The 22,763-nt window shown below is 34.7% G+C and carries 23 protein-coding genes; 8 read left to right on the top strand and 15 right to left on the bottom strand.

From position 1 onward, the window contains the following. Nucleotides 1-149: 149 nt before the first annotated feature. From FF52_RS11440 to FF52_RS11420, 5 genes are all read left to right on the top strand, one after another. Nucleotides 150-1,931 (top strand): hypothetical protein, encoded by a 1,782-nt coding sequence (locus FF52_RS11440; RefSeq protein WP_008465581.1) that lies wholly within the window; start codon nt 150-152, stop codon nt 1,929-1,931. Between the two features lie 23 nt (nt 1,932-1,954). After that, complete coding sequence (locus FF52_RS11435; RefSeq protein WP_157498585.1) at nt 1,955-2,368, top strand: hypothetical protein; 414 nt, start codon at nt 1,955-1,957, stop codon at nt 2,366-2,368. Between the two features lie 75 nt (nt 2,369-2,443). Continuing rightward, entirely contained in the window at nt 2,444-2,860 is a 417-nt protein-coding gene (locus FF52_RS11430) for a hypothetical protein (RefSeq protein WP_008465577.1), read from the top strand. Nucleotides 2,861-3,086: 226 nt separating this feature from the next. After that, a complete protein-coding gene (locus FF52_RS11425; protein ID WP_008465574.1) occupies nt 3,087-3,788 on the top strand; it encodes a CoA transferase subunit A in 702 nt (233 codons plus the stop codon). Between the two features lie 86 nt (nt 3,789-3,874). Beyond that, nucleotides 3,875-4,531 (top strand): CoA transferase subunit B, encoded by a 657-nt coding sequence (locus FF52_RS11420; protein ID WP_008465572.1) that lies wholly within the window; start codon nt 3,875-3,877, stop codon nt 4,529-4,531. Nucleotides 4,532-4,658: 127 nt separating this feature from the next. Here FF52_RS11420 and FF52_RS11415 read toward each other — a convergent pair whose 3' ends face one another. Beyond that, entirely contained in the window at nt 4,659-5,186 is a 528-nt protein-coding gene (locus tag FF52_RS11415) for a DUF6646 family protein (RefSeq protein ID WP_008465570.1), read from the bottom strand. Between the two features lie 49 nt (nt 5,187-5,235). Continuing rightward, on the bottom strand, nt 5,236-5,970 hold the full coding sequence (locus FF52_RS11410; protein ID WP_008465568.1) for a metallophosphoesterase family protein: 735 nt from the start codon (nt 5,968-5,970) through the stop codon (nt 5,236-5,238). Between the two features lie 140 nt (nt 5,971-6,110). On the opposite strand from FF52_RS11410, the gene dinB reads away from it, so the two are divergent. Next, nucleotides 6,111-7,193: a DNA polymerase IV gene (dinB, locus tag FF52_RS11405; protein ID WP_008465565.1), complete on the top strand. Its 1,083-nt coding sequence runs from the start codon at nt 6,111-6,113 to the stop codon at nt 7,191-7,193. 102 nt (nt 7,194-7,295) lie between these two features. Beyond that, on the top strand, nt 7,296-7,796 hold the full coding sequence (locus tag FF52_RS11400; protein ID WP_008465564.1) for a PAS domain-containing protein: 501 nt from the start codon (nt 7,296-7,298) through the stop codon (nt 7,794-7,796). 150 nt (nt 7,797-7,946) lie between these two features. Here the strand turns inward: FF52_RS11400 and FF52_RS11395 are convergent, their stop codons facing one another. The 10 genes from FF52_RS11395 to FF52_RS11350 all read right to left on the bottom strand — a co-directional run bounded on the left by FF52_RS11395 (nt 7,947) and on the right by FF52_RS11350 (nt 17,864). Then, nucleotides 7,947-9,551, bottom strand: coding sequence for a fumarate hydratase (locus FF52_RS11395; RefSeq protein ID WP_008465562.1), 1,605 nt, complete (start codon nt 9,549-9,551; stop codon nt 7,947-7,949). Nucleotides 9,552-9,632: 81 nt separating this feature from the next. After that, nucleotides 9,633-10,376, bottom strand: coding sequence for a hypothetical protein (locus FF52_RS11390; RefSeq protein WP_008465561.1), 744 nt, complete (start codon nt 10,374-10,376; stop codon nt 9,633-9,635). 21 nt (nt 10,377-10,397) lie between these two features. Then, entirely contained in the window at nt 10,398-11,057 is a 660-nt protein-coding gene (locus FF52_RS11385; protein WP_008465560.1) for a hypothetical protein, read from the bottom strand. A gap of 214 nt (nt 11,058-11,271) precedes the next feature. Then, on the bottom strand, nt 11,272-12,711 hold the full coding sequence (locus FF52_RS11380) for a nucleoside recognition domain-containing protein (protein WP_008465559.1): 1,440 nt from the start codon (nt 12,709-12,711) through the stop codon (nt 11,272-11,274). A 285-nt stretch (nt 12,712-12,996) separates the two neighbouring features. Then, nucleotides 12,997-14,070: a winged helix DNA-binding domain-containing protein gene (locus tag FF52_RS11375; protein WP_008465558.1), complete on the bottom strand. Its 1,074-nt coding sequence runs from the start codon at nt 14,068-14,070 to the stop codon at nt 12,997-12,999. Between the two features lie 90 nt (nt 14,071-14,160). After that, nucleotides 14,161-14,874: a 3'-5' exonuclease gene (locus FF52_RS11370; protein WP_008465557.1), complete on the bottom strand. Its 714-nt coding sequence runs from the start codon at nt 14,872-14,874 to the stop codon at nt 14,161-14,163. Nucleotides 14,875-15,034: 160 nt separating this feature from the next. After that, the gene (locus FF52_RS11365; RefSeq protein WP_008465556.1) at nt 15,035-15,511 is read right to left on the bottom strand and encodes a methylated-DNA--[protein]-cysteine S-methyltransferase; all 477 of its coding nucleotides are present in this window, start codon (nt 15,509-15,511) and stop codon (nt 15,035-15,037) included. A gap of 52 nt (nt 15,512-15,563) precedes the next feature. After that, the gene (locus FF52_RS11360; protein ID WP_008465554.1) at nt 15,564-16,379 is read right to left on the bottom strand and encodes an SDR family oxidoreductase; all 816 of its coding nucleotides are present in this window, start codon (nt 16,377-16,379) and stop codon (nt 15,564-15,566) included. Between the two features lie 148 nt (nt 16,380-16,527). Further along, nucleotides 16,528-16,977 (bottom strand): GNAT family N-acetyltransferase, encoded by a 450-nt coding sequence (locus tag FF52_RS11355; protein ID WP_008465552.1) that lies wholly within the window; start codon nt 16,975-16,977, stop codon nt 16,528-16,530. Further along, the gene (locus FF52_RS11350) at nt 16,962-17,864 is read right to left on the bottom strand and encodes a LysR family transcriptional regulator (RefSeq protein WP_008465551.1); all 903 of its coding nucleotides are present in this window, start codon (nt 17,862-17,864) and stop codon (nt 16,962-16,964) included. The genes FF52_RS11355 and FF52_RS11350 overlap by 16 nt, the downstream gene beginning before the upstream one ends. Nucleotides 17,865-18,010: 146 nt before the next feature. Between FF52_RS11350 and FF52_RS11345 the strand changes: the two genes are divergently transcribed. Next, a complete protein-coding gene (locus tag FF52_RS11345; RefSeq protein ID WP_008465549.1) occupies nt 18,011-18,406 on the top strand; it encodes a rhodanese-like domain-containing protein in 396 nt (131 codons plus the stop codon). Between the two features lie 62 nt (nt 18,407-18,468). Here FF52_RS11345 and FF52_RS11340 read toward each other — a convergent pair whose 3' ends face one another. The 3 genes from FF52_RS11340 to FF52_RS11330 are packed head-to-tail and all read right to left on the bottom strand — an operon-like array spanning nt 18,469 to nt 22,749. Next, nucleotides 18,469-20,859, bottom strand: coding sequence for a M28 family peptidase (locus tag FF52_RS11340; protein ID WP_035691384.1), 2,391 nt, complete (start codon nt 20,857-20,859; stop codon nt 18,469-18,471). 16 nt (nt 20,860-20,875) lie between these two features. After that, entirely contained in the window at nt 20,876-21,223 is a 348-nt protein-coding gene (locus FF52_RS11335; protein WP_008465546.1) for a hypothetical protein, read from the bottom strand. Next, entirely contained in the window at nt 21,220-22,749 is a 1,530-nt protein-coding gene (locus FF52_RS11330) for a bifunctional GNAT family N-acetyltransferase/carbon-nitrogen hydrolase family protein (RefSeq protein ID WP_008465544.1), read from the bottom strand. Before FF52_RS11330 ends, FF52_RS11335 begins: the two co-directional genes overlap by 4 nt. Between the last annotated feature and the right edge of the window lie 14 nt (nt 22,750-22,763).

Raw genomic sequence — 22,763 nt, 5'->3', positions numbered from 1 at the left:
TGTGTGATAAAATTATTAGTATATTCGATAAAAATATAATTATAAAGATATCCAAAAACATATTAAATACCACGCTTTAAATAGCGGGAATCAATAAATCCTTTTTAGCCCAGCATAATGCAAAATAAAAAGGTAAAAAGATTTTTAATATGAGTACAAAAATGAAATGGGTTTATCTGTTCACACTAATGATTTCTTTTATCTTTCAAAGTTGTGAAAAAGACTTAAATGAAGAACCACAGGCAAAAGAGCAAGCAAAAGAAGGAGTAATTAATCATGTTACTATAAACGATGTTCCTTTTTTAAAGCCAAATGTAGAAAGTTTCCAATCCAACAATTTAGTAACTGGCAAATCTTTCGAAAATGGAGAAAGTAAAACAGAGCTTGATCTTCAGCATATTATTGAATATGATGGAATAGATGATTTTAAAAGTTATACTATACCCGTTATAGGCGCGGGAGTAGAAAACGAAGATTATTATTTTGAAAACCTTCATATCCTGAAAGATGAGGACAAGTATGAATCTTTTGTTGTGAGATATTTTCCATATGATAAAACAAAAAAGTTTGAGTTGAACCATTTTACTGGTAAAATGGAGTTTTTTGATGAAAACAAAATATTAAAAAATACATTGTATTTTGAAAATGGAGAAGTAAAAAAAGCAGAAATTGCAACAACAGATAATACGACAGGAAAAACTAATGTTTTACCAGACAGGGCTGAAGATGATGATTGTAAGTGCGGTCCTACTGGAGGAGGAAGCAGTTTATTATCACAATTTTTTAGTTGGATAAGTGGAGTGTTTAGTAATATCCATATTTCATTTGGTTCTGGCGGTTATTATAGTGGTGATGGATCATATACTGGAGATTATTATCTTAGCATAGCCTCTCCTAGTGGAGGAGGTGGTTCTTATCCTGGGGATGGAAACTCTAATTCTGGTGGCAGTGGTAGTCCTACAGTTGTTTTTGTACCAAGTCAGGTACAATCTGAGTACCAGAGAATGCAGGTCAGGGATATTGTGCGTAAACTTGGTACAATAGATGAGACAGCATTTTTGTGGATGATGGATTATAATAATGCTGATGATACTAATCTTGTATATTATGTATTGAACGAACAAGAGGAAAGTAGCCCTGAGACACTGGAATTTTTGAGACAAGCTATTATTACACGTAAGGCTGGCGGGGAAGTAGATTACTGGTTTAGAATAATTATTGACAAATCTTTTAGAGAAAATGAATGTCTTTATGGAATGTATCTTAAACTTGGGCAGGCATCAACATTTAATAAGTATCTGCAAAAATTTGATGGTAATTTTTCAGTTGCGAATTTACAATTTAGCGCTGGTGTAGATCCAAATCATAGTACAGCAAATGCGGTAACCTATTCTCCAATTAATTACTTGATTGAAATAAAATTTAATCCTGAAAAACTGAATAGACCAGGTTTAGACATTGCAAGGACATTTATTCATGAATTAATTCATGCCGAAATTTATAGAAAGTTATTAAGTTGTTCTAGATTACCTCATGTTAATATTGGTAGAATGTCAGACTCACAATGGCAAATTTATATTAATAATTTAAAAAATGATTTTCCAACACTTTTTGATTACTATATGAGGTATTATTATAATGTTCCTGCAGAGCAACAAATTTCTGAACCGCAGCACGAGTTAATGGCACAGCATTATAGACAAATAATTGTTCAGGTATTAAAGCAATATGATGGTAATGCACATTCTGATGACTTTTACAATGCATTAGCATGGATTGGACTTATGGGAGAAGGAGAATTACCGATTGATAGTCCGACAGGATTGCCCCCAGTTCCAACTGTTGCATGGAAAAATGTCCCTCAATCTCAAAGACTACAAATTTTATTAACCTACAGAAACTTTTATAATACTAATGCATCATGCCAATAATTAAGCAAATATTCATCTTTCTTATGGTGATATCATCAAATCTAATTTTTTCACAAAATAAAAAATGTAATGATAATCGTCCATTTCTTGTGACATTAAATGATCCATTAGTAGCGTATTATTCAATTAATAAAGATACTTCTATGGTTTCTATAAGCTTTTATGTAAATGGATACGAATCGAAACAGAAAAGGGATAAAGCGATCAAAGCACGTCAAGATCAGTGGAATAAACAAAAAAGGAGAGATTATGTGAGACTTCCTACGTTTTCTGTTAATTATTTTGATATTGGAAAACCCGAAAAGCTAATAACTTTAGGTTATGATTATCAGACTTTAAATGAATTCAAGGGGGTTCCATCTCGGATTTGTATAATAGTGAGGCAAGATGATGGTAGCTATTTAAAATGGTCGCCTATAATTTTTCCAGAAGAATAATGATGAACAAATGGAGAAATATAAGAGATGTAAATGCCCCTTTTATTTAAATCTATGAATTTTAAAATAATTAATATGATGAAAAGAATTATAATAATATCCCTGATTTGTTTAAGCTCGTGTATTACTTATCAAAAAAATGATTATAATAAAGATAATAATTCTTGGATAGCTTCATTTCAAGATAATGTCTTTTTTTGGAGCTTAAAAGAGAGTATGCAAAATGATACTATTTTTCAAATGTTAGAGATAAAAAACGTTTACAATCCTAATGGTGCTTTAAGTGTTGATGAAATAAACGAAGCAAGAGGAATAGCAAAAGAATTTATTAAAAATATGCCAAAGCCAGTAGTATGTGAAAATTGTGAAGAGGACAAATATTACTATATGGCAAATTGTTTGCATTATTATGCTAGTTGTGAGTTAGAGTTTATTGCAAAAGAAGCTTATAAAAAACATTTGAGCCTGAAAAAGGAATCTCTTACAAATTAAGGGACTATTTTTTAAGATACTTTGCAAACCGAACAAAATACTGACGAGTTTGAACTGTAACAATGTTGCAATAAAACTTATCTGATTATATCTCAATCCCTTTACGACTCTTTTTACAAGATGGGTAAAGGGATTTTTATTTCGGTTTTATTTTTACGAAATCGTTATAATTTAATCTAAAAATCTTATTTTTATCAAAAATATTCAGCAATAAAGATAGTTTGTTATGATAACAAAAAAAGTAAATAGTGTTCAGGAAGCTATTGAAGGAATTAAAGACGGCATGACCATCATGTTTGGAGGTTTCGGATTATGCGGTATTCCTGAAAATACAATTGCGGCATTAGTCAATACATCAATTTCAGATTTAACTTGTATTTCTAATAATGCAGGAGTTGATGACTTTGGTTTGGGATTACTATTGCAAAAAAAGCAGATCAAAAAAATGATTTCTTCTTATGTGGGCGAAAATGCCGAGTTCGAACGTCAGATGCTTTCGGGAGAATTAGAAGTTGAATTAACTCCACAAGGAACTCTTGCGGAACGTTGTCGAGCGGCTCAGGCAGGAATTCCAGCATTCTTTACACCGGCTGGTTACGGAACGGAAGTAGCAGAGGGAAAAGAAGCACGCGAATTTAACGGAAAAATGCACATCATGGAAGAAGCTTTCAAAGCAGATTTTGCCATTGTAAAAGCTTGGAAAGGAGACGAAGCTGGAAACCTTATTTTTAAAGGAACAGCAAGAAACTTTAATGCTTGTATGGCGGGCGCAGGAAAAATAACAATTGCCGAAGTGGAAGAATTGGTTCCAATAGGTTCTTTAGATCCAAATCAGATTCATATTCCAGGAATTATGGTGCAGCGTATCTTTCAAGGAGAAAAGTTTGAAAAGAGAATTGAACAACGTACAGTAAGAACTAGAAATTAGATAATGAGAAAATGTGACAATTAGATAGTTTAATACATCGTGTAAAGAATTATCTAATTATCAAATTCTCTAATTGACACATTATTATGGCACTTAGTAAAGAAGATATAGCAAAACGAATTGCAAAAGAGGTAAAAGACCGTTATTTTGTAAATCTTGGAATCGGTATTCCAACTTTGGTAGCGAATTATGTTCGAGAAGATATTGCAGTAGAATTTCAAAGTGAAAACGGTGTTCTCGGAATGGGACCTTTTCCTTTTGAAGGTGAAGAAGATGCCGATATTATCAATGCAGGAAAACAAACCATTACAACGCTTCCAGGTGCAAGTTTCTTTGATTCGGCGTTTAGTTTTGGAATGATTCGAAGCCAAAAAGTTGATTTGACGATTCTTGGAGCCATGGAAGTTTCTGAAAACGGAGATATTGCCAACTGGAAAATTCCAGGCAAAATGGTAAAAGGAATGGGAGGCGCAATGGATTTGGTGGCTTCCGCCGAAAATATTATCGTGGCAATGATGCATGTGAACAAGGCAGGGGAGTCAAAAATCTTAAAAAGATGCACTTTGCCATTAACGGGCGTAGGATGCGTTAAAAAGGTTGTTACTGAGCTTGCAGTTCTAGAAGTAACCGAAAAAGGTTTTAAGCTCTTAGAACGAGCGCCAGGCGTGTCTGTCGAACACATCATCGCCTCAACCGAAGCCGATTTGATTATTGAAGGGGAAATTCCTGAAATGTTAATTTAGGAGAAATTGCCGCAAAGGCACAAAGACTCGAAGTATTTTGTAAAAGAGAAAAACAAAAAAACCGCCCAATAAGGCGGTTTTTATCTTAAAAAAACTTTGTGACTTAGTGCCTTTGCGGCAAAAAATATTATAAGTTAAAAGAAGCCCCTAAACTAAAAGTAGCTTGATTATTCAAATGATAAAACGGATCATTGTTTGAACCATATTTTGCAATTGGAAATCCGATTTCTGTGAAAACACCAAATCCGTCAGTAAAGAAATAACGACCACCAACGTGTCCGCCGAAATTATGTAAACCTAAGCTTAATCCAGGGTAAACGTCCAATTCTTTTACGCCAATTACACTAGATAAGTTAGCATTGATTCTTGCTTTTGCATCAAAACGATCTGAAAAATCTGGTTCAGCATCATAATAAGCATTTGTGTTGCCGTGGTAGTAACCATTGAAGTTGTCAAATCCTAGGATATAGTTAGCAACAAAACCAAAAGAGAAATTTTCTCCTAAACCAAAATCAACAGAACCTTGAATTCCAGAACCACCATCTTGTAAATTAGCTCCTACGTTTACTTTAATATCTCCCTTTCCTTTGAAAGCTTCTTGAGCATTAACAAATCCGAATGTCACTAAAAACAAAAGTGTAATAACCTTTTTCATAAAAATTTAATATTAATTATTTGGGCAGCAAATGTAACTTTTAAACAAATTAATTCCTACCTTTTTCGTTAAAATAGAGTTCGTTTAATGGCTCGCTTTGCCAGTACTCCTTGGTGTCGACATCTAAAATTGTAAGCGGACCTCTAAATGCAGCGCCTGTATCTACGTTCCAGACACACGCTTTATTTACAGGAACCGTTTCGCCGATTCGGGTAACAGGTGTGTGGCCAATATAAACTTCCTTATAAACGGTAAATCTTTTTGGATAGTGTAGGTCGTCTTCTTTTAATTTTGGGTCTAATGAAAGAGCAGTCTCCCAAAGTGTTCTGTCCCAATAAAATAGTTTTGAAAAATATTCCCATTTTACACCATTCAAATTGGTAAAGCCAGCATGAACAAACAAACGATTCTGATCATCAAGATAATAATCCTGCAGATTTTCTAGAAATTCGATATGAGCTCTTTTTTTCTCTTCAGAAATTTTTGCGTAGCCTTCAACAGTAGCTTTTCCGCCATGTTTGTACCACATTTCTTCATCAAAATCATCGTGTCTTTCTTCTAACCAGTCTAAAGCAAGCTGGTCATGGTTTCCTCTTATGCAGATGATATTTTGTTTGCTTTTTAAATCAATTAAATAGTCAATTACTTCAACAGACTGACTCCAGCCGTCAACATAATCGCCCAAAAAAATGAGAGTATCTTCAGTAGTAACTTTGGCTCTCTCGAGTACTTGTTCAAGTGCAAGTAATCCGCCATGAATGTCACCTATAACAAATGTTCGCATTATTTAATTTTTCGAGTAGAAGAACAAAAATAGAAAGAATAATTGGTTTGAACTCATCGAATTCGCATTCTTTAAAAATTGATATGATTTATAACTACTTACAGCGTTTTTTTATTGTTTTTCCTTTTTAAATTTGCAATATGTCTGAAACACCAACATATCGTAAAATAATTCACATTGATATGGATGCCTTTTATGCATCGGTAGAGCAGATGGACAATCCAGAGTTAAGAGGAAAACCCGTTGCGGTTGGCGGTTCAGAGAATCGCGGTGTGGTTTCTGCTGCAAGTTACGAAGCTAGAAAATTTGGAGTTCGGAGTGCCATCAGTGGAGTTTTAGCCAAAAAATACTGTCCAGAAATTATCTTCGTCAGACCAAGATTTGACCGCTATAAAGAGATTTCATCCAAAATTCATAAAATTTTTCATGAATATACCGACTTAGTTGAACCTCTTTCGCTTGACGAGGCTTATTTGGACGTGACCAAAAACAAAAAAGGAAATCCGAGCGCAAGTCTTCTAGCACAGGAAATTAGAACCAGAATTTTTAATGAAGTCGGACTAACGGCATCAGCAGGTATTTCAGTCAATAAATTTGTGGCCAAAATTGCCAGCGATTATAACAAACCAAACGGACAAAAAACCGTAAACCCTGATGAAGTGGAAGCTTTTCTGGAAGATCTTCCGATCCGTAAATTTTATGGAGTTGGAAAAGTTACTACGGAAAAAATGTATCAACTCGGAATTTTTACGGGAACCGATTTGAAAAGCAAGTCTTTGGAGTTTTTAGAGAAACACTTCGGTAAATCTGGAGCTTTTTATTACCATGTTGTTCGAGGAATTCATAACAGTGAAGTAAAATCTTCTCGAATTGCTAAATCTGTTGCGGCAGAGCATACTTTTGATGTGAATTTGTCTTCTGAAATTTTCATGATGGAACAATTGGAACGAATTGCAAGTTCGTTAGAAAAGCGTCTAAAGAGGTATAATGTTTCAGGGAAAACCATTACGCTCAAAATTAAATACAGCGATTTCTCGCAACAGACAAGAAGCAAGACTTTGCCTTATTTTATTTCTGATAAAAGTTTGATTATGGAAAATGTCGAAGAACTATTGTACCAGGAAAAAATGAAGGATTCTGTTAGATTGCTTGGAATTTCATTAAGTAATTTGAATACCGAAGTAAAAAAAGCAGTTGCGGTTCAATTAAAATTTACATTTTGATAATGATTTTTAATCGTATATTAAGATTCATGTCTTTTTATAACAGGATTTTTCTTGTATCTTTGGGGAAAAAGATCTATTCATCTTCTGAATTGTTTTAATATGAAAAATAAAAATTCTGATGATCTAGTGCAGCGAAATTCAGTTCCAATCTTATCTTGGGATTTTCATTATGAATATCTAAATGAGCTAAAAGCGTTAAGCAGTGATTTGGAGAGAGTCAGTAAGATTTCACATGAATTTGTCTGGGATGAGAAAAAGCTCAATATTCAAGAGAGAATTAAACAAGAAGTGGTTTTGGTGACTGATCTAAATCTGAAAATAGTTTTCGCTTCTAGCGGCCTAAAAAGAATGACAGGTTACAAAGAGGAAGAAGTTTTAGGAAAGACGCCGAAGATGTTTCAAGGTCCAGCAACTTCCCAAAAAGATTTAAAGGAGATCAGGGAAGCGGTTAAAAAACAGATTCCTTTTGCAAAAACGCTTGAAAATTATAGAAAAAATGGACAAACTTATAAATGTAAAATTGATGCTTCGCCAGTTTATAATTTGAAAGGTGAAATATCACATTTTATAGCTTTTGAAAAACAAGATTTAAGTGCATGATGGTATTTTAACCGCAAAGAGCGCAAGGATTTACGCAAAGGCACCACGCTATAGATTAAAAACAAAAACCGCCTATTTTGGCGGTTTTTGTTTTATATAATTCTTTGCGAACTTTGCGTAAATCCTTGCGCTCTTTGCGGTTAAGAAAAATTACAAGTTTGCAAAGAAATCATTTCCTTTATCGTCTGTAATGATGAATGCAGGAAAATCTTTAACCGTGATTTTACGTACAGCTTCCATTCCTAACTCTTCAAAGTCAACAACTTCAACTTTTAAGATGTTATCTTGAGCCAAAATAGCAGCAGGACCTCCAATCGAACCTAAGTAGAATCCGCCGTATTTGTTGCAGGCATCAGTAACTTGTTTAGTTCGGTTTCCTTTTGCAAGCATAATCATACTTCCGCCATTTTTCTGGAATTCATCCACATAAACGTCCATACGACCCGCAGTTGTTGGTCCGAAGCTTCCTGAAGCCATTCCTTCTGGGGTTTTTGCCGGACCAGCATAATATACTGGGTGATTCTTGAAATAATCAGGCATTGGTTTTCCAGCATCTAGTAATTCTTTGATTTTTGCGTGAGCAATATCTCTAGCAACAATTACAGTTCCGTTTAATTTTAAACGCGTTTTAACAGGATATTGAGATAGTTTTGCTAAAATATCTGCCATTGGCTGATCTAAATCAATTTCTACTGGAGCTTCTAAATGAGGAGCTGTTTCTGGCAAAAATTGTTTTGGATTTGTTTCTAACTGTTCAACAAAGATTCCGTCTTTAGTGATTTTCCCTTTGATGTTTCTATCTGCAGAGCAAGAAACTCCAAGTCCAACCGGACAAGAAGCGGCGTGACGAGGCAAACGGATTACACGAACGTCATGTGTGAAATATTTTCCTCCAAACTGAGCACCGATGGCACTTTCTTGGCAGATTTTTTGAACTCTTTCTTCCCATTCGTGATCACGAAAAGCCTGACCAGCCATATTTCCAGATGTTGGAAGATTGTCGTAATATCCAGCAGAAGCCTTTTTAACAGCGCTTAAGTTGGCTTCAGCAGAAGTTCCGCCAATAACTAAAGCCAAGTGGTATGGAGGACAAGCAGAAGTTCCTAAATCTTTGATTTTACTGCGAATGAATTCGTCAAGTGATTTTTCATTCAATAAAGATTTTGTCTGCTGATATAAATACGTTTTGTTTGCAGATCCTCCACCTTTTGCCATAAACAAAAATTCGTAAGAAGCTCCTTTTTTAGCATAAATATCAATTTGTGCAGGAAGATTTGATCCTGAATTCTTTTCTTCAAACATCGAAATCGGAACAATCTGAGAATAACGTAAATTTCTTTTTTGATATGTATTGAAAATACCGCGGCTTAACCATTCTGCATCGTCAACACCTGTAAAGATGCTTTCTCCTTTTTTCGCCATAACGATTGCAGTTCCTGTATCTTGACAGCTTGGTAACTGACCTTCAGCCGCAACAGATGCATTTTGAAGTAAATTGTAAGCTACAAATCGATCGTTGTCAGTAGCTTCTGGATCATCAAGAATTTTTCTTAGTTTTTGCAAATGAGAAGTTCTCAACATAAATGAAACATCTGTCAAAGCTTCTTCTGCCAATAATTCTAAACCTTTTGGGTCAACGGTTAAAACTTCACGTTCTCCAAATTTTTCAACTTTTACATAATCAGAAGTGATTTTGCGGTACTGCGTATCATCTTTTAAGATCGGATAAGGATCTTGGTATATAAAATCAATCATTAGTTTTGTTTTTTTACAAATTTAGAAATTATTTACCTAAGAAAGAATTTGAATAAGAACTCTTGAGCAGTTTTATGATTTTTATTCGGTGCTATTAAATTGATCAAAAGTCATCTTTTTTTCGAAGTACGGTTTGTCTTTTGCAGATAACAGAATCTTCTTCCATTTGTTGTCCTTTAATTCGAAAGATATTGAGTCAGAGTGCGAAAGGATTCCCATGTCTAGGTTTTCATCTTCATCTGCAGGTACAAATGCAACGGTTTTGCAATAAAAAGATTTTGGATCAGAGTTTGCTGACGGATTTTCTATTTCGACCCAACTTCCCCAGCCACTATCAGACATTGTACTCCATTGGTGAACTAGCTGTAGGCCTTTGTTTTTAAGATAATACAGATAGTTGTCATGGGAATAGCCACAAGCGGGATAGCCAACGGTAAGTTGTATAAAAGGAGAATTTTTAGAAGTTTCAGATGTCAATCCATAAGACGCCATCCATTCAGAACCTTTTTCAAAACCTTTGATAGCAATTTTTGAAGATGCGGTTTTGGTTTTATTCTGATAAAAATCCAATCGGTATTTTACAGTAACAATACTGTCCTTATCTGCCTGCTGATCTACTAAATGAGCCAGAATGTAATCTGTAGACGATTCTGTCCCGTCAGAATAAATAGAAATCGTGTCAGTTTTAATGATTTTTTCATCATTTGTAACTTCCAATGTTTCTTGCGGTTCCATGATTTCTGCAATTGGGGCAGCAGCATCTGTTGGTTTTGTTTTTTGGCATCCTATTAAAACGAGCAGGAAGAAAAGAGTGTGGATTTTCATAATTATAATTCAAAAGTGATTTTATTCAACAGATAGAACTAAAAGTTTCTTTTTTTGATAAAGTTCTGCTAGCGATATTTTTTCGCCATTAAGATAAAAAAGCTGGTCTTCGTATTTCACTTCGTAAGGATCAATTAAAAAGCAATAATTGTCCCTGTCGTTTAAAACACTCAGGTTGTCCTGATTTAATTCCACAATTTCAACATAATTGATAATATTGAGTTTGTGGGCTTCTTCTAAAGTTACGGGCGTAGTCTCATCATATCTGAAAAAGAATTTTTCTCCACCTCCAGGCATTCCAAACCAAGGCATCGCTTTTCCTGAAACCAGCGAAATATAATCCGGAACTTCATTGATGATAAATAATTTCTGGTCCATGGTTTCAAAAAACTCTGGGAGCGATTTGTTTTCGAAAGCTTCCTTTTCTTTCCAAAAATACAGCCCTTGATTTTGCCAGGAAGGGTCTTGAGGATCTGGTGCGGTGTTAGCATCAAAATAGTGCATAAATAATTCGCGAGGCATAAACGCAAGAAGCGAGTCATTAATGAGCCAGTCCATTTTGTTTGTGTCGAATTTGTTTTGTGCTGATACAGTCTTTTCTGTAGGTTTTGGCTCTTCAGCGCATTCGAATTTTTCGGAACTCTTAGATTCCTTTTTTTTACTTAAAAACCATTTAAACATATTTGGGGGAATATTTAATTGTTTTATTTATGTTAGAAGGCTAAAGTATAAAATTATAAGAGGTTTTTTATAAAAAATCAAAAAATAATGTAGGATAATGCGTCTGATTCATGGGATTGACCTATATCAAAACTTTAAAACAACAATCTTTATTTGTTGTTTTAAAGATCTTTAAGAAAAATAAGAAGCGTTTATTTTGATGCTTTTGATTGTCTTAGAAAAACCAAGTTGCTACAAAAATAGCCGTAATAACACAGATTAAATCAACCAATAGCATTGTGCCTAGTGCATAACGAGTGTTTTTTATGTTTACAGAACCAAAGTAAACCGCAATAACATAAAATGTACTTTCGGCGCTGCATTGGAAGATACTGCTCAATCTAGCGGTCAAAGAATCGGCTCCGAATGTATTCATCGAATCAATTAAGAAACCTCTCGAACCTGCGGAGCTAAACGGACGCAACATGGCAACAGGAAGCGCATTTGTAATTTCTTTGCTTACGCCAAGATTCGAAAAGATAAATCCGATCGCATCACTGATAATTTCAAATAAACCGCTGTTTCTAAAAAGCGAAATTGCAACTAACATTCCTAAAACATATGGAAAAATTGTAACTCCAGTTTTAACTCCGTTATTGGCGCCAACAACAAAAGTATCGAACACGGTAGTGTCTGCTTCTCTGAATTTTTTCTCATGTTTGAAAGAAAAAATTAGCGTAAACACTATAATCGCCAATAAAATTAATCCAGAAAGATTAGAGGTAAAATAGTTTTTTCCGATTAAATCTAAATGGTTCACATACATCAATAAACCAACAATTGCAGCAATTAATCCCATTAAACCAATTAAAAGTGAAGCACTTTTGAAATTGATTTTCTGTTTGACTCCAACAATTAAAAAAGCTGCAATGGTTCCGATAAACGACGTAATGATACACGGCAGCATCACATCAGCAGGATTACTGGCATTTGCGGCAGCGCGATAACCGATAATTGAAGTTGCGATTAAGGTTAATCCAGAAGCGTGAAGACACATAAACATGATTTGTGCGTCGCTGGCTTTATCTTTTTCAGGGTTTATTTCCTGTAAACTTTCCATTGCTTTTAATCCAAAAGGTGTTGCGGCCGAATCCAATCCCAAGAAATTGGCAGCAAAGTTTAAGGTCATGTAAGATATCGAAGGATGGTTTTTAGGAATGCTTGGAAAAACTTTTACAAATACAGGACTCAAGGCTTTTGCCAAGTTTCCAGAAGCTCCAGAAACGATTAAAAGTTCCATTAATCCGCAGAAAAAAGCCAAATAGGCAATAAGAGGCAAAATTAAATCGACTAAAGTGCTTTTGCAAGTTGGCAATAAACCATCAGATTTCTGAAGACCGCTGTAAATTTTTACGGTTTTGTTTTTGTAAACATACGTTGTGTCGGCATTTAACGTATCACGATTGATGATCATAGTTTGATCTGGAGCTTTTTGAATACTGTCTTTTAAGAAAGCCGGAAGCTCTTCGATGTATTTTTCAGACACTAAAATAGGATCATCTTTTTTTCCATTCAAAACAGAATCAATGGTATAAGTATTGGCAGTAAATAAACTGACTACAATAAAAAGAATCGAAGAAATAAAAATAACTAACCAAAATCTGCTCAATACCATAATTACATTTTTTTGTAAATGTAATTATTTAGCAATAAAATGCATAAATATTTTGTGTAATGAGGTAGGAATTTGAGTTGATATGTCGCCCCGCTGGGGCTTTTTGAAATAGGAAAATTTCATTTGCTATAGATATTTCGCTCTTCCAGAGCTATTAAACGTTACAAACAAAATTATATGCAAATGAAAAAGCTTTGGAAGAGCGAAATATTTATAGAAATCATTCAGGCTATAAATTGAAAAGCCCAAGCGGGCGAAATCTAATTATCTATTTTGAAAAATTAATTATCCAATCACAACTTTGGTTTCCAAATAAGTTTCAAAAGCTTTAATTCCTTCAAACAGAATTGCCTTTTTTGAATTTTCAGTTTCATTAAAAAACTCCGTTTCAATTTTTACATGATCTTTTTTAATGGTTCGTTTCCAAATTCCAATTACTTTTCCGTTTTCTAAAATGATGGGTTTAAAAATGCCATTATTGGTAAAAGTTTTGGATTGATGATCTCCAGAAAATGAAGCTTCGCGTGTTTTGTATGAAATCAAAATTTCGTCAAATGCTGGCAGAAAATGTACGCTTTCGCGAAAGTTATCTTCTGTTGAACGGTTTTTAGAAAACCAAAAAGTCTGATTATCAATAGTAATAGAGTTTAATTGCAACTCAATTGCGTTAATTGCTTTTTGGCAAATTGTTGGTGCAAAACCAGACCACCACGAAAAATCAAGTAAAGTTGCCGGACCATGACTTTCAAAATATCTCTGAGCAAGTTTTGCTAATCCTTCTTCTTTAGTCAATTTGGTTTTTGGCCGATCAACTCTTTCTTCGAGCAAAGCATACGTAATTTGTTTGCCTTTCATTCTGCCATTACAAACCAAACCATCCAATTCTGCATTCATCATAATGGCTGCGCCTAAAAAATCTTCTTTGGATGTTTTTTTGATATTAAGCTCCTGCATAATTTCATCGCGAGTCAAATGATTGTTTCCCGCCAGTAGTTTTTCAATAGTTTTATTGATCTGAATGAGCTTTTTTTCATCCACTCCAAATTTTTTAGCACCTGAAATGGCCAGCTTTTTTATTTGCGGAGCAGAAAGATCAAGCATCCAATAAATATCATCTGCAGAAACAAAATGCCAGGTAGGACGAAGAATGTGCGTTCGAATAATTTTTCCCGAATTAACGGCTTCCTCAATTTCTTTTTCAGAGGCATTGCAACGTGAACCAATTGCCCATTTTGCCATGGCATAATCCTGAGCCTGCATAGCGCCAAAATGATGTACTATTTCCTGAGGAGAACATTGATTTTCCTGATAAAGCTTCTGAGAAGCCATGCGATGATGTGAAATTTCGGAATGAATCATTTTAAAACATATAAGTTATTTGAGTTCATTTAAACAGCGTAGCTAAAAAACTTAGCATCTCAGAACCTTAGAATCTTAGCAACTTTAAAGTTACACATGAATAATCTCATCTTCAATCAGTAAATCTTCTCGACGTAAACGCAAGAAAATCTGAGCTACAGCAATCGTGTCTTTTTCGCAATACGTAATAATTCTGTCAATATCTTTTTCGACGTAATAGACATGAGCAACTTGACTTCCGTCAATATCGCCTTTTGGCGAAGGAACACCAAGAATCTTCGTTAGCAATTTTAAAGAAGTAAAATGCTTGTAATCGCCAAACTTCCATAACTCTAAAGTATCTAAATGCGGAATTTCCCAAGGTTTTTTGCCGAATAAATTCAGTTTGTCTGGAATAGGCATTTGGTTGATAATCATTCTTCGAGCAATAAACGGAATATCAAATTCTTTCGAATTATGCCCACACAACAAATGCTGAGGCTGATTAAAATGATTGTTGATCAGATTGGAAAAGTCCTTTAGGATTTTCTTCTCTTCACCAAAAAATGAAGTTACTCTAAAATTTCGAACGTCTCCTTTGATGGTAAAGAAACCAACCGAGATGCAGATTATCTTTCCGAACTCGGCCCAGATTCCGGCACGTTCGTAAAATTCTTCTGGTGTAAACTCATCTTTTCGCTGATATTGCGTTTTTAAATCCCAAAGCGACTGCATTTCCGCGTCAAGCGAACTAAAGTTTTCTTCTTCAGGAACAGTTTCTATATCGAGAAAGAGAATATTGTTGAGATTAATTTTTTCAATCATAATCATTTATAGTGGTTTTGCCACGACCCGAGCGATAGCGAACAGGCGAAGTAATTCACGAATCGAACTAATTTTTATTCTGTATAAATGTACACAAATTTAAATTTTTAATCTGTTGCAAAATAATAAATGAATGAATTATCCTTCTTTTTAGTAGGATTTAAAACAGACTTTGCTGTGCAGACGGGCTTTCATGTTCTAAAAGCCATTTTTTACGTGACAATCCGCCAGCGTAACCGGTCAAAGATCCGTTTGTTCCGATAACGCGATGACAAGGCACAACAATCCAAAGTGGATTTTTGCCATTTGCTGAGGCGACGGCACGAATTGCTTTTACATCGCCCAATTTTTTGGTCTGATCCATGTAGCTTACCGTTTTGCCGTATGGAATTTCTAGAAGTGATTTCCATACTTTCTGCTGAAATTCGGTTCCTTGCGGATTCAGTTTTAAATCAAAATTGGTTCTTTTGCCTTCAAAATATTCATTTAACTGCAAAACGGCATCTTGTAAAACCTTTGGAATTTCCTTAGAAACTTCATTTGTTCCAACATCAGAAACAGAAATTACAGAAATGCCGTTCTCATCTCCAATAATTTTGGTGATTCCTAGAGGCGAATTGATATAGACTGTTTCCATTGTTTTTAACCGCAAAGGCGCAAAAGTTTATCGCGAAGTTCGTAAAGTTTTTTTAATAATTCTCCAGCTTGAATTGATAGTTTAGACTGTTTTCAATCTTTTTACTTGAAATGGCCTTTTTAATATTCGATTTTTCAGAGCTAAAATTTGGTAAAGGCAAATTCATTTGAGCAGCTTTTTGAGTATAATATTCCTCTCTTATTGGATGAAAAGGCGCAGCAGCATTAAAAACCTCGTTCCATTTGGATTGATTTATGATGGCTTCAATAATGCCGATGCAATCATTCTGATGAATTAGATTAACAGGAGCATCTGGATTTTCAATATTTTCTTTTCCAGCTAAAAACTTGACAGGATGGCGATCTTCACCAATTAATCCAGCGAAACGAAGAATGGTAGTTTTAAAGTTTTGATTTTCTTGCAGCAATTTTTCAGCTAAAACCAATTGTTTGCCACTTTCGGTGTCTGGATTCGGAATGGTTTCTTCTGTTACAAGACCGTTATCATCGCCATAAATAGAAGTTGAACTTACAAAAAGAACTTTCTGAATTGTTGATTTTTCTATAAACGGAATTAGGTTTTTGATTTTTTCAACAAAAACTTTCTTCTCAGAACTTGGGTCAACTGTTCTTAGTTTTGGCGGAATATCTATAATTAAGATTTCGCTTTCAGCTAAAAAAACGGTTATGTTTTCAGAAACACTTTCGCTTTCAACAGTCACTAAAAACGGATTTATTCTCGCATCTTTCAAAATAGAAAGTTTGTCTTGTGAAGTTGTTGATCCGTTTACTGAATTACCTTTTGCAATTAATGCTTTTGCTAAAGGAAGTCCAAGCCAGCCGCAGCCAAGTATACTTATTTTTGTCATTTTTTCTTTTTAAGATGCAAAGTTACAAAGTTGCAGAGTTGCAAAGTTTTTTTCACGCAGATTTAAAAATGATTTAAGAAGATCTTGCAGATAATCATTTCAAATTGAATCTGCTCAATCTGCCGAATCTGCGTGAAACAAAAAAGATTTACAAAGTTAACGTAAATCGGACTTTGTCTTTTCCTTTTGCACCCATTCGGTTATAGAATTTAATGGCTCTTGTATTAAATTCAGGTGTTTGCCATTGTATATTGACACAATTGTTTTGTTTTCCGATCTCTTTTAATTTTTCGATTAAAATTTCACCAATCCCAAAACCTCTTGTTTCTTCTTCCAAAAATAAACAGTCCATGTATAGAAATGTTTGTGCGTTCCAAGTAGAAAAATCAAAAGTATAGGATGCATAACCAACAATAGTTTCATTTGCGGCAACGACCAAGCAGAATAATTTAGGATTCTCGCCAAATAAAGCATTCTTCAAACCTTCTTCTTTTCCTTCTGGGGAGAATTCGGCCTTTTCAAATTCTGCATGTTTTTGAAGTAAAATGAGCAATTTGGGTAAATCTGTTATTTCGCAGTTTCTTATTGAATATTCCATTGTAAGTTGATTTCGTTTTGTAAAAAGCTGATAAAATGATGAAAATAATCAGGGTAATTTTCATTGGCTCGTGTCGCAATAAAGTGTTTTCGCTTCAATCCATTTTTTCCAATTTTTACTGCTTTAATCGGATTGTTTTTTAAATGTGGTTGCAGTGCCCATTTTGCCATAGACATAACGCCCATGTCGGCTTTTACCATTTCCAGAGAAGCTTCTGTTAATGGCATCGGAGTTATTTTCTTCGGATTTACTTTGGCTGGAGCCAAAAGAAACTGATGAATGGTAACGGTTTCAAGCGGAAGCGAATGAATAATCAGATGTTCGCTGATGAAATCTTCTGCAACTACATATTTTTTATCTGCCCAAGCATGATTTTCGGAAACGACCATTACCATTTCGTCTTGAAAAAGCTCTGTGTATTTTATATGACTGTCTTTAATGGTGTCGCTTACTATGGCAATGTCAATGGTATTTTCCAATAATTTCTGCAACGGAATGTGTGTTGCTTCGGCCACAATTTTTAATTCGACATTGGGATATAAAAGATGGAACTGCTTTAAAACCGATGGGAGCCAGTGATAACTCGAAAAACATTCGGTACTAATCCTGATTTCGCCAGATTCGCCAAAAACCATTTGTTTAATCTGAGTTTCAGTTTCAGCAAGTTTAGTAAGGATTTCATTGGCAACGTTATATACTTTTTCGCCTGCTTTTGTGAGAACTAATTTTTTGTTGACTCTCAAAAAAATAGCAGTACCCAATTGATATTCGGCTTCTTTGAGCTGATGGCTTAAAGCCGATTGTGTCAAATGAAGTTTATCGATCGCTTTCGTAATGCTTCCTTCTTCTACAATTGCTTTTATCAATTTTAAGTGGCGTATTTCCATTTTTGAAGAATTAATACACAAAGAAACAAAATTTTAAACTGGCTTTTGTATGAAAAAAAGTAATGCTGTTGATGAAATCTTTTCGTTTTTATGGCATGAAATCATCTTCTACTTTTGGAAAACAAAATCAATAAAACACAATTAAAATGGAAGCACAAATTAAACATTATGAAAACAAGTTAGCTTATGAAATGGATCCATCCGATTTATTTGAAGCTTTAAACAATGGCGAAAAAATTATTGTAATTGATGCTAGAAGAGCTTTTGGTTACGATGAAGAACATATTCCGAATGCGATTAATATTCCGCATCGCGAAATGAATGCAGAAACCACAAAACATTTGGATAAAGAAGTGCTTTACGTTACTTATTGTACAGGAATTGGATGCAATGCTTCTACAAAAGGCGCACTAAATTTGACCAAACTCGGATTTAAAGTAAAAGAATTAATTGGCGGACTAGAATGGTGGAAGATTGATGGGTATGCAACAGAAGGAACAAAAGGCGAAAAACAAGGTTTGAAAATTGAATGCGCATGCTAAAAATAAAAAAGCAGACTTTATCAAAATTAAAGTCTGCTTTTTTGCTATTTATAGGGATTGTTCTATTCTGGTGTTACAGCTGGTTTTATGCTGTCTTTTGAAATCGCTAAACTGTCTACAACAGGAGCAGTTTCAATTGGTTTTACTGGTGGTGTATATCGTTTAATTTTCTGCTGAATCATAACAGCATCGTTTAATACAAATGGTGTTGGCATCATCCAATTTTCTCTCGGCTTAACATTTAATAGCGGATTGCTCATTAAGTCGAACGAACTTTCAATTAAATCCATATCAAAAACAGAAGATTTGTTGATATAGAATTCCATTTCAAGTGGTTCATTGCCTACAACATAGTAACATAATATTTTTGAACCTTCACGTTCAAAACGATTAGTTTTTTCTCCTGAAGTAGCAACTCCATTTGCCTTAAAGTTGTAAAAAGTCATTTTTGGATTGGCAAAAATGTCATAACGATTTACTTTTCTGTTTGGAGTAATCTTAATTTTCAAGTATCTATTATTTCCAATAACGCTGTCTCTTAAAAACTGAATTGTAGGTTTTGGAACGTCAACTACAGGTGCTATTGCGCTGTAAGTAAATGTTGTATTGTATTTGCTGGTCAGCGGAAGCGTATTCAATCCAACTGCTTTTTGGTTTTTCTCGCCTAAATACGATTTAGTCCATTCATCCAAATTCGTATCATAAGTTGTCCAGGCAGCAGAATTGTTATCGGCGTTGTAAACATATAGTAAGCTATTTGATTTAGCTTTTCCATATTCATAGCCTGAATGATATCCTGCATAAATGAAAAATGCAATTGAAGTGATAAAGAAAACCACAATCCAAGCTCCTTTTTTAGCAAATGCTCCAAATATTGGCAACAGCAATCCGAATAATAGAACAGTCAAAACAGCACTTCCGTATAATATTTTAAGTCCAAGGCCAATTGGGAACATTACAATAAAAGGCGCAACAATTGCCAAGGCAGGAATACTGAAAAGTAGATTCATTCCCAGACTGTAATGTTGTGTAAACACAAATATTCCGAATAGCAATATTCCGAAATAGACAGGAATAATTAAGAAGCCAGCTCCCGCTAAGCTGTTCGCTAAAAATGCATTAATGATAATCCAAAGCAACAACGGAGCCACAAAATGGTTCATCGTAGTTTTTGCTTCAGAGAAATGATGGTAGAAAGCAAAGCAAATAGCTATGCTCAAAGTAACAAAAGCACCAATATAAGCGTGTCCGTTATAAGTAAATCCATTTAAAAGATCAGAGTACTGCGGATAAATTTCGAGAATAAGTTTCCATCCTAAAAATGTGACCAATCCAGCAATTATAATGGATCCTAAAAGCGGAACAAAACCTTTGAATATTTCTGTGAAAGTGATAATTCTTTTTACTTTTCCAACAAAAATGAATAGGACCAATAATCCAAAAGCAATCAGTGTCATTGGCATTACCCATGTAAACGGATAACTGATGAAAGTAAAAGGAGCGCTGAAATAAACATCATCTTCTGTAGATTCTGTCTGGTTTAAATCAATGTTGGTAAAGTATTTCAGCAAAGGCATGATGTAAGTGCCTTGATGCGCCAATGTAGTTTTGTTTAAATGCTGAACATCATCTTGCTGGGTGTGATAATTAAAATGCCCGTCAATAAAAGCAAAATTGAATCCTTGAATGTTTCCTTGTTCTCTAAAAACAGTCAAATCTGTATCATTTGGAAGCATTTTATAAATGCTGTACATCAAAGAATTTGAAACAGGATGAGAGGGCTTAGCTTTAGTAAATTCCTTAACCAAAGCCTGATTTCCTTTATTGGTTTCCATCAGCATATAGCTTGGACCAGAAGTTCCTCTTGCTTCAAAGTTTAAAACCAAACCAACGTCTTTTGCCCAAGGATGTTTGTTTACAAATAAAGCAGCACCGTTTAATCCTAATTCTTCTGCATCAGAAAATAGTATGATAATATCGTTTTTTTGAGGATGTTTGGAGTATAAAAAGGCACGTACACCTTCTAAAATTGTTGCGACACCAGAAGCATCGTCGCTTGCGCCTTTTGAGAAAGAATGTGGCGCACTGTCATAATGAGAAAGAAGTAAAAGTGCTTTTGTATTGTTTGTTCCTTTAATGCGAGCCAAAATATTTTTTGACTTCACCAAAAGACCTTTATCATTTAGAGTAAAACCTTCCTGAACACTCGTTTCTAATCCGATTCTGTTTAATTCTAGTTTAAGATAATTTGCAACAAGTTCGTGATTCGTAGATCCGACATAATGTGGTTTCTGTGCTATAATCTCAACTTGATTTAAGGCTCTTTCGGTCGAAAATTCAGCAAGCGCTTCGTCGTCCTTAGAGATTCCTTGTGGCATCATCGTGGCGTATATAATGCCAAGTAAAGCTAAAACGCAGACTATGGCTAGAATTGAGGTGGGGTTTTTTCTCATGGTAAATTAATACTAACTATATTTCTTTTTTAACAAGCATAAAATAATCGTTGTCCAAGGAACGATAGCCTTGATCGTACAAGAAATAATATGTATTTCCTGTCTTGGTCTGTAAAATGTTTGTAAAGAACTCAAAATCAAATCCTTTTGTTAGTAATTTGTCTCGAGAAGCTTTAGATTTTCCATCCACATTTAACTCTGCCAAAATACGGTAATTTTTGCGTAACTTGTTGTTTATATTTCGCATGAAATTCGTACTATCTTTATTTATTTTGTTATTGTAGGCATTGCGACAACTGTCGGAACAGAATTTTTTGTCTTCTCGGCCGAAAATTTTGGCTGAGCATTCGAGGCATGTTTTCATGAATTCAATTTTTTAATTTCGTAAAGGTCAGATCTTCTGTCTTTTAATGTTTTTACACTTCCATGTTCATGAAGCTCCTTTAGCAATGTTAAATCAACATCAACAATAAGCGTCATTTCTGTATTTGGTGTTGCTTCTGCTTTGATTCCGTTACTTGGAAAAGCAAAATCGGATGGCGTAAATACAGATGATTGTGCATATTGAATATCCATATTGTTTACTTTCGGAAGATTTCCAACGCAACCTGCTATGGCTACATAACACTCATTTTCGATGGCGCGCGCTTGCGAACAATGTTTTACACGAGTATAACCATTTTGGGTATCGGTTAAAAACGGCACAAACAAAATATCCATTCCTTCATCTGCCAAAAGTCTAGAAAGTTCTGGAAACTCAACATCATAACAGATTAAAATTCCGATCTTACCGCAATCGGTATCAAAGGTTTTAAATTGAGATCCGCCTTTCATTCCCCAATGGATAACTTCATTAGGCGTAATATGGATTTTGGTATACATTTCTGAAGTTCCATCTCTTTTGCATAAGAAACCAACATTGTAGAGATTTCCGCCTTCAACATAAGGCATGCTTCCCGTAATAATGTTGATGTTGTATGAAATGGCAAATTCTTGGAAGCGCTTACGAATTGGATCGGTGTGGCGTGCCAATTCGCGAATAGCTTCTGCTTCAGATAAATGATTATAATCGGCCATTAAAGGCGCAGTAAACAATTCTGGAAACAAAGCAAAATCAGAACCATAACCCGAAACCGCATCAATAAAAAATTCAGCTTGCTCAAAAAGTGCTTCGACATTATTTAATGGGCGCATCTGCCACTGAATCAATCCTAAACGGATAATTTCCTTCTTAACGTTAATCAGTTTTGGACTGTCATCATAGTAAATATTGTTCCATTCCAGCAAAACAGCAAACTCTTTCGATTCTTCATCTCCTTCTAAATAATTTTTAAGGATTCTTAAAACGTGGAAATCATTGCTCAGCTGAAAAGAAAGAACCGGATCGTACAGTTCTTTGGTGCGTACTTTTTCTATATACGCTTTGGGAGAGAGTTTTTTGGCGTGTTCTCTATAATTCGGGATTCTTCCCGCAAAAACAATCGCTTTTAAATTCAGCTGTTCGCAAAGTTCTTTTCTGGCATCGTATAATCGGCGTCCTAAACGCAAGCCTCTATAATTTGGGTGAATAAAAACATCAATTCCGTATAAAATTTCTGCATTCGGATTGTGAGTAGAGAAGGTATAGTTTCCACTAATCTGTTGATAATTATGTCTTTTTTCTACCAACTTTTCATCAACAATAAGAGATAGGGCAGAGCCGACCACTTTTCCGTCAACCAAAATCACCAGCTGTCCTTCCGGAAAAATAGAAAGAAGTCTTTCTATGTCGTCAGATCCCCAATACGAATCGGCCATTTCTGGATACGATTCAATCATCGATTTCTTTAACTGTCTATAGTCCTCAATTTCAAGGTTTCTTAACTCTACTTTTTTAATTTTTGCCTGCATATCGTAAGATTTAT

It is taken from the genome of Flavobacterium sp. F52 (assembly GCF_000278705.1).
Classification (GTDB): domain Bacteria; phylum Bacteroidota; class Bacteroidia; order Flavobacteriales; family Flavobacteriaceae; genus Flavobacterium; species Flavobacterium anhuiense.
Note: the sequence above shows the minus strand (reverse complement) of the source record. Positions and strands in the feature narration are given on the sequence as shown.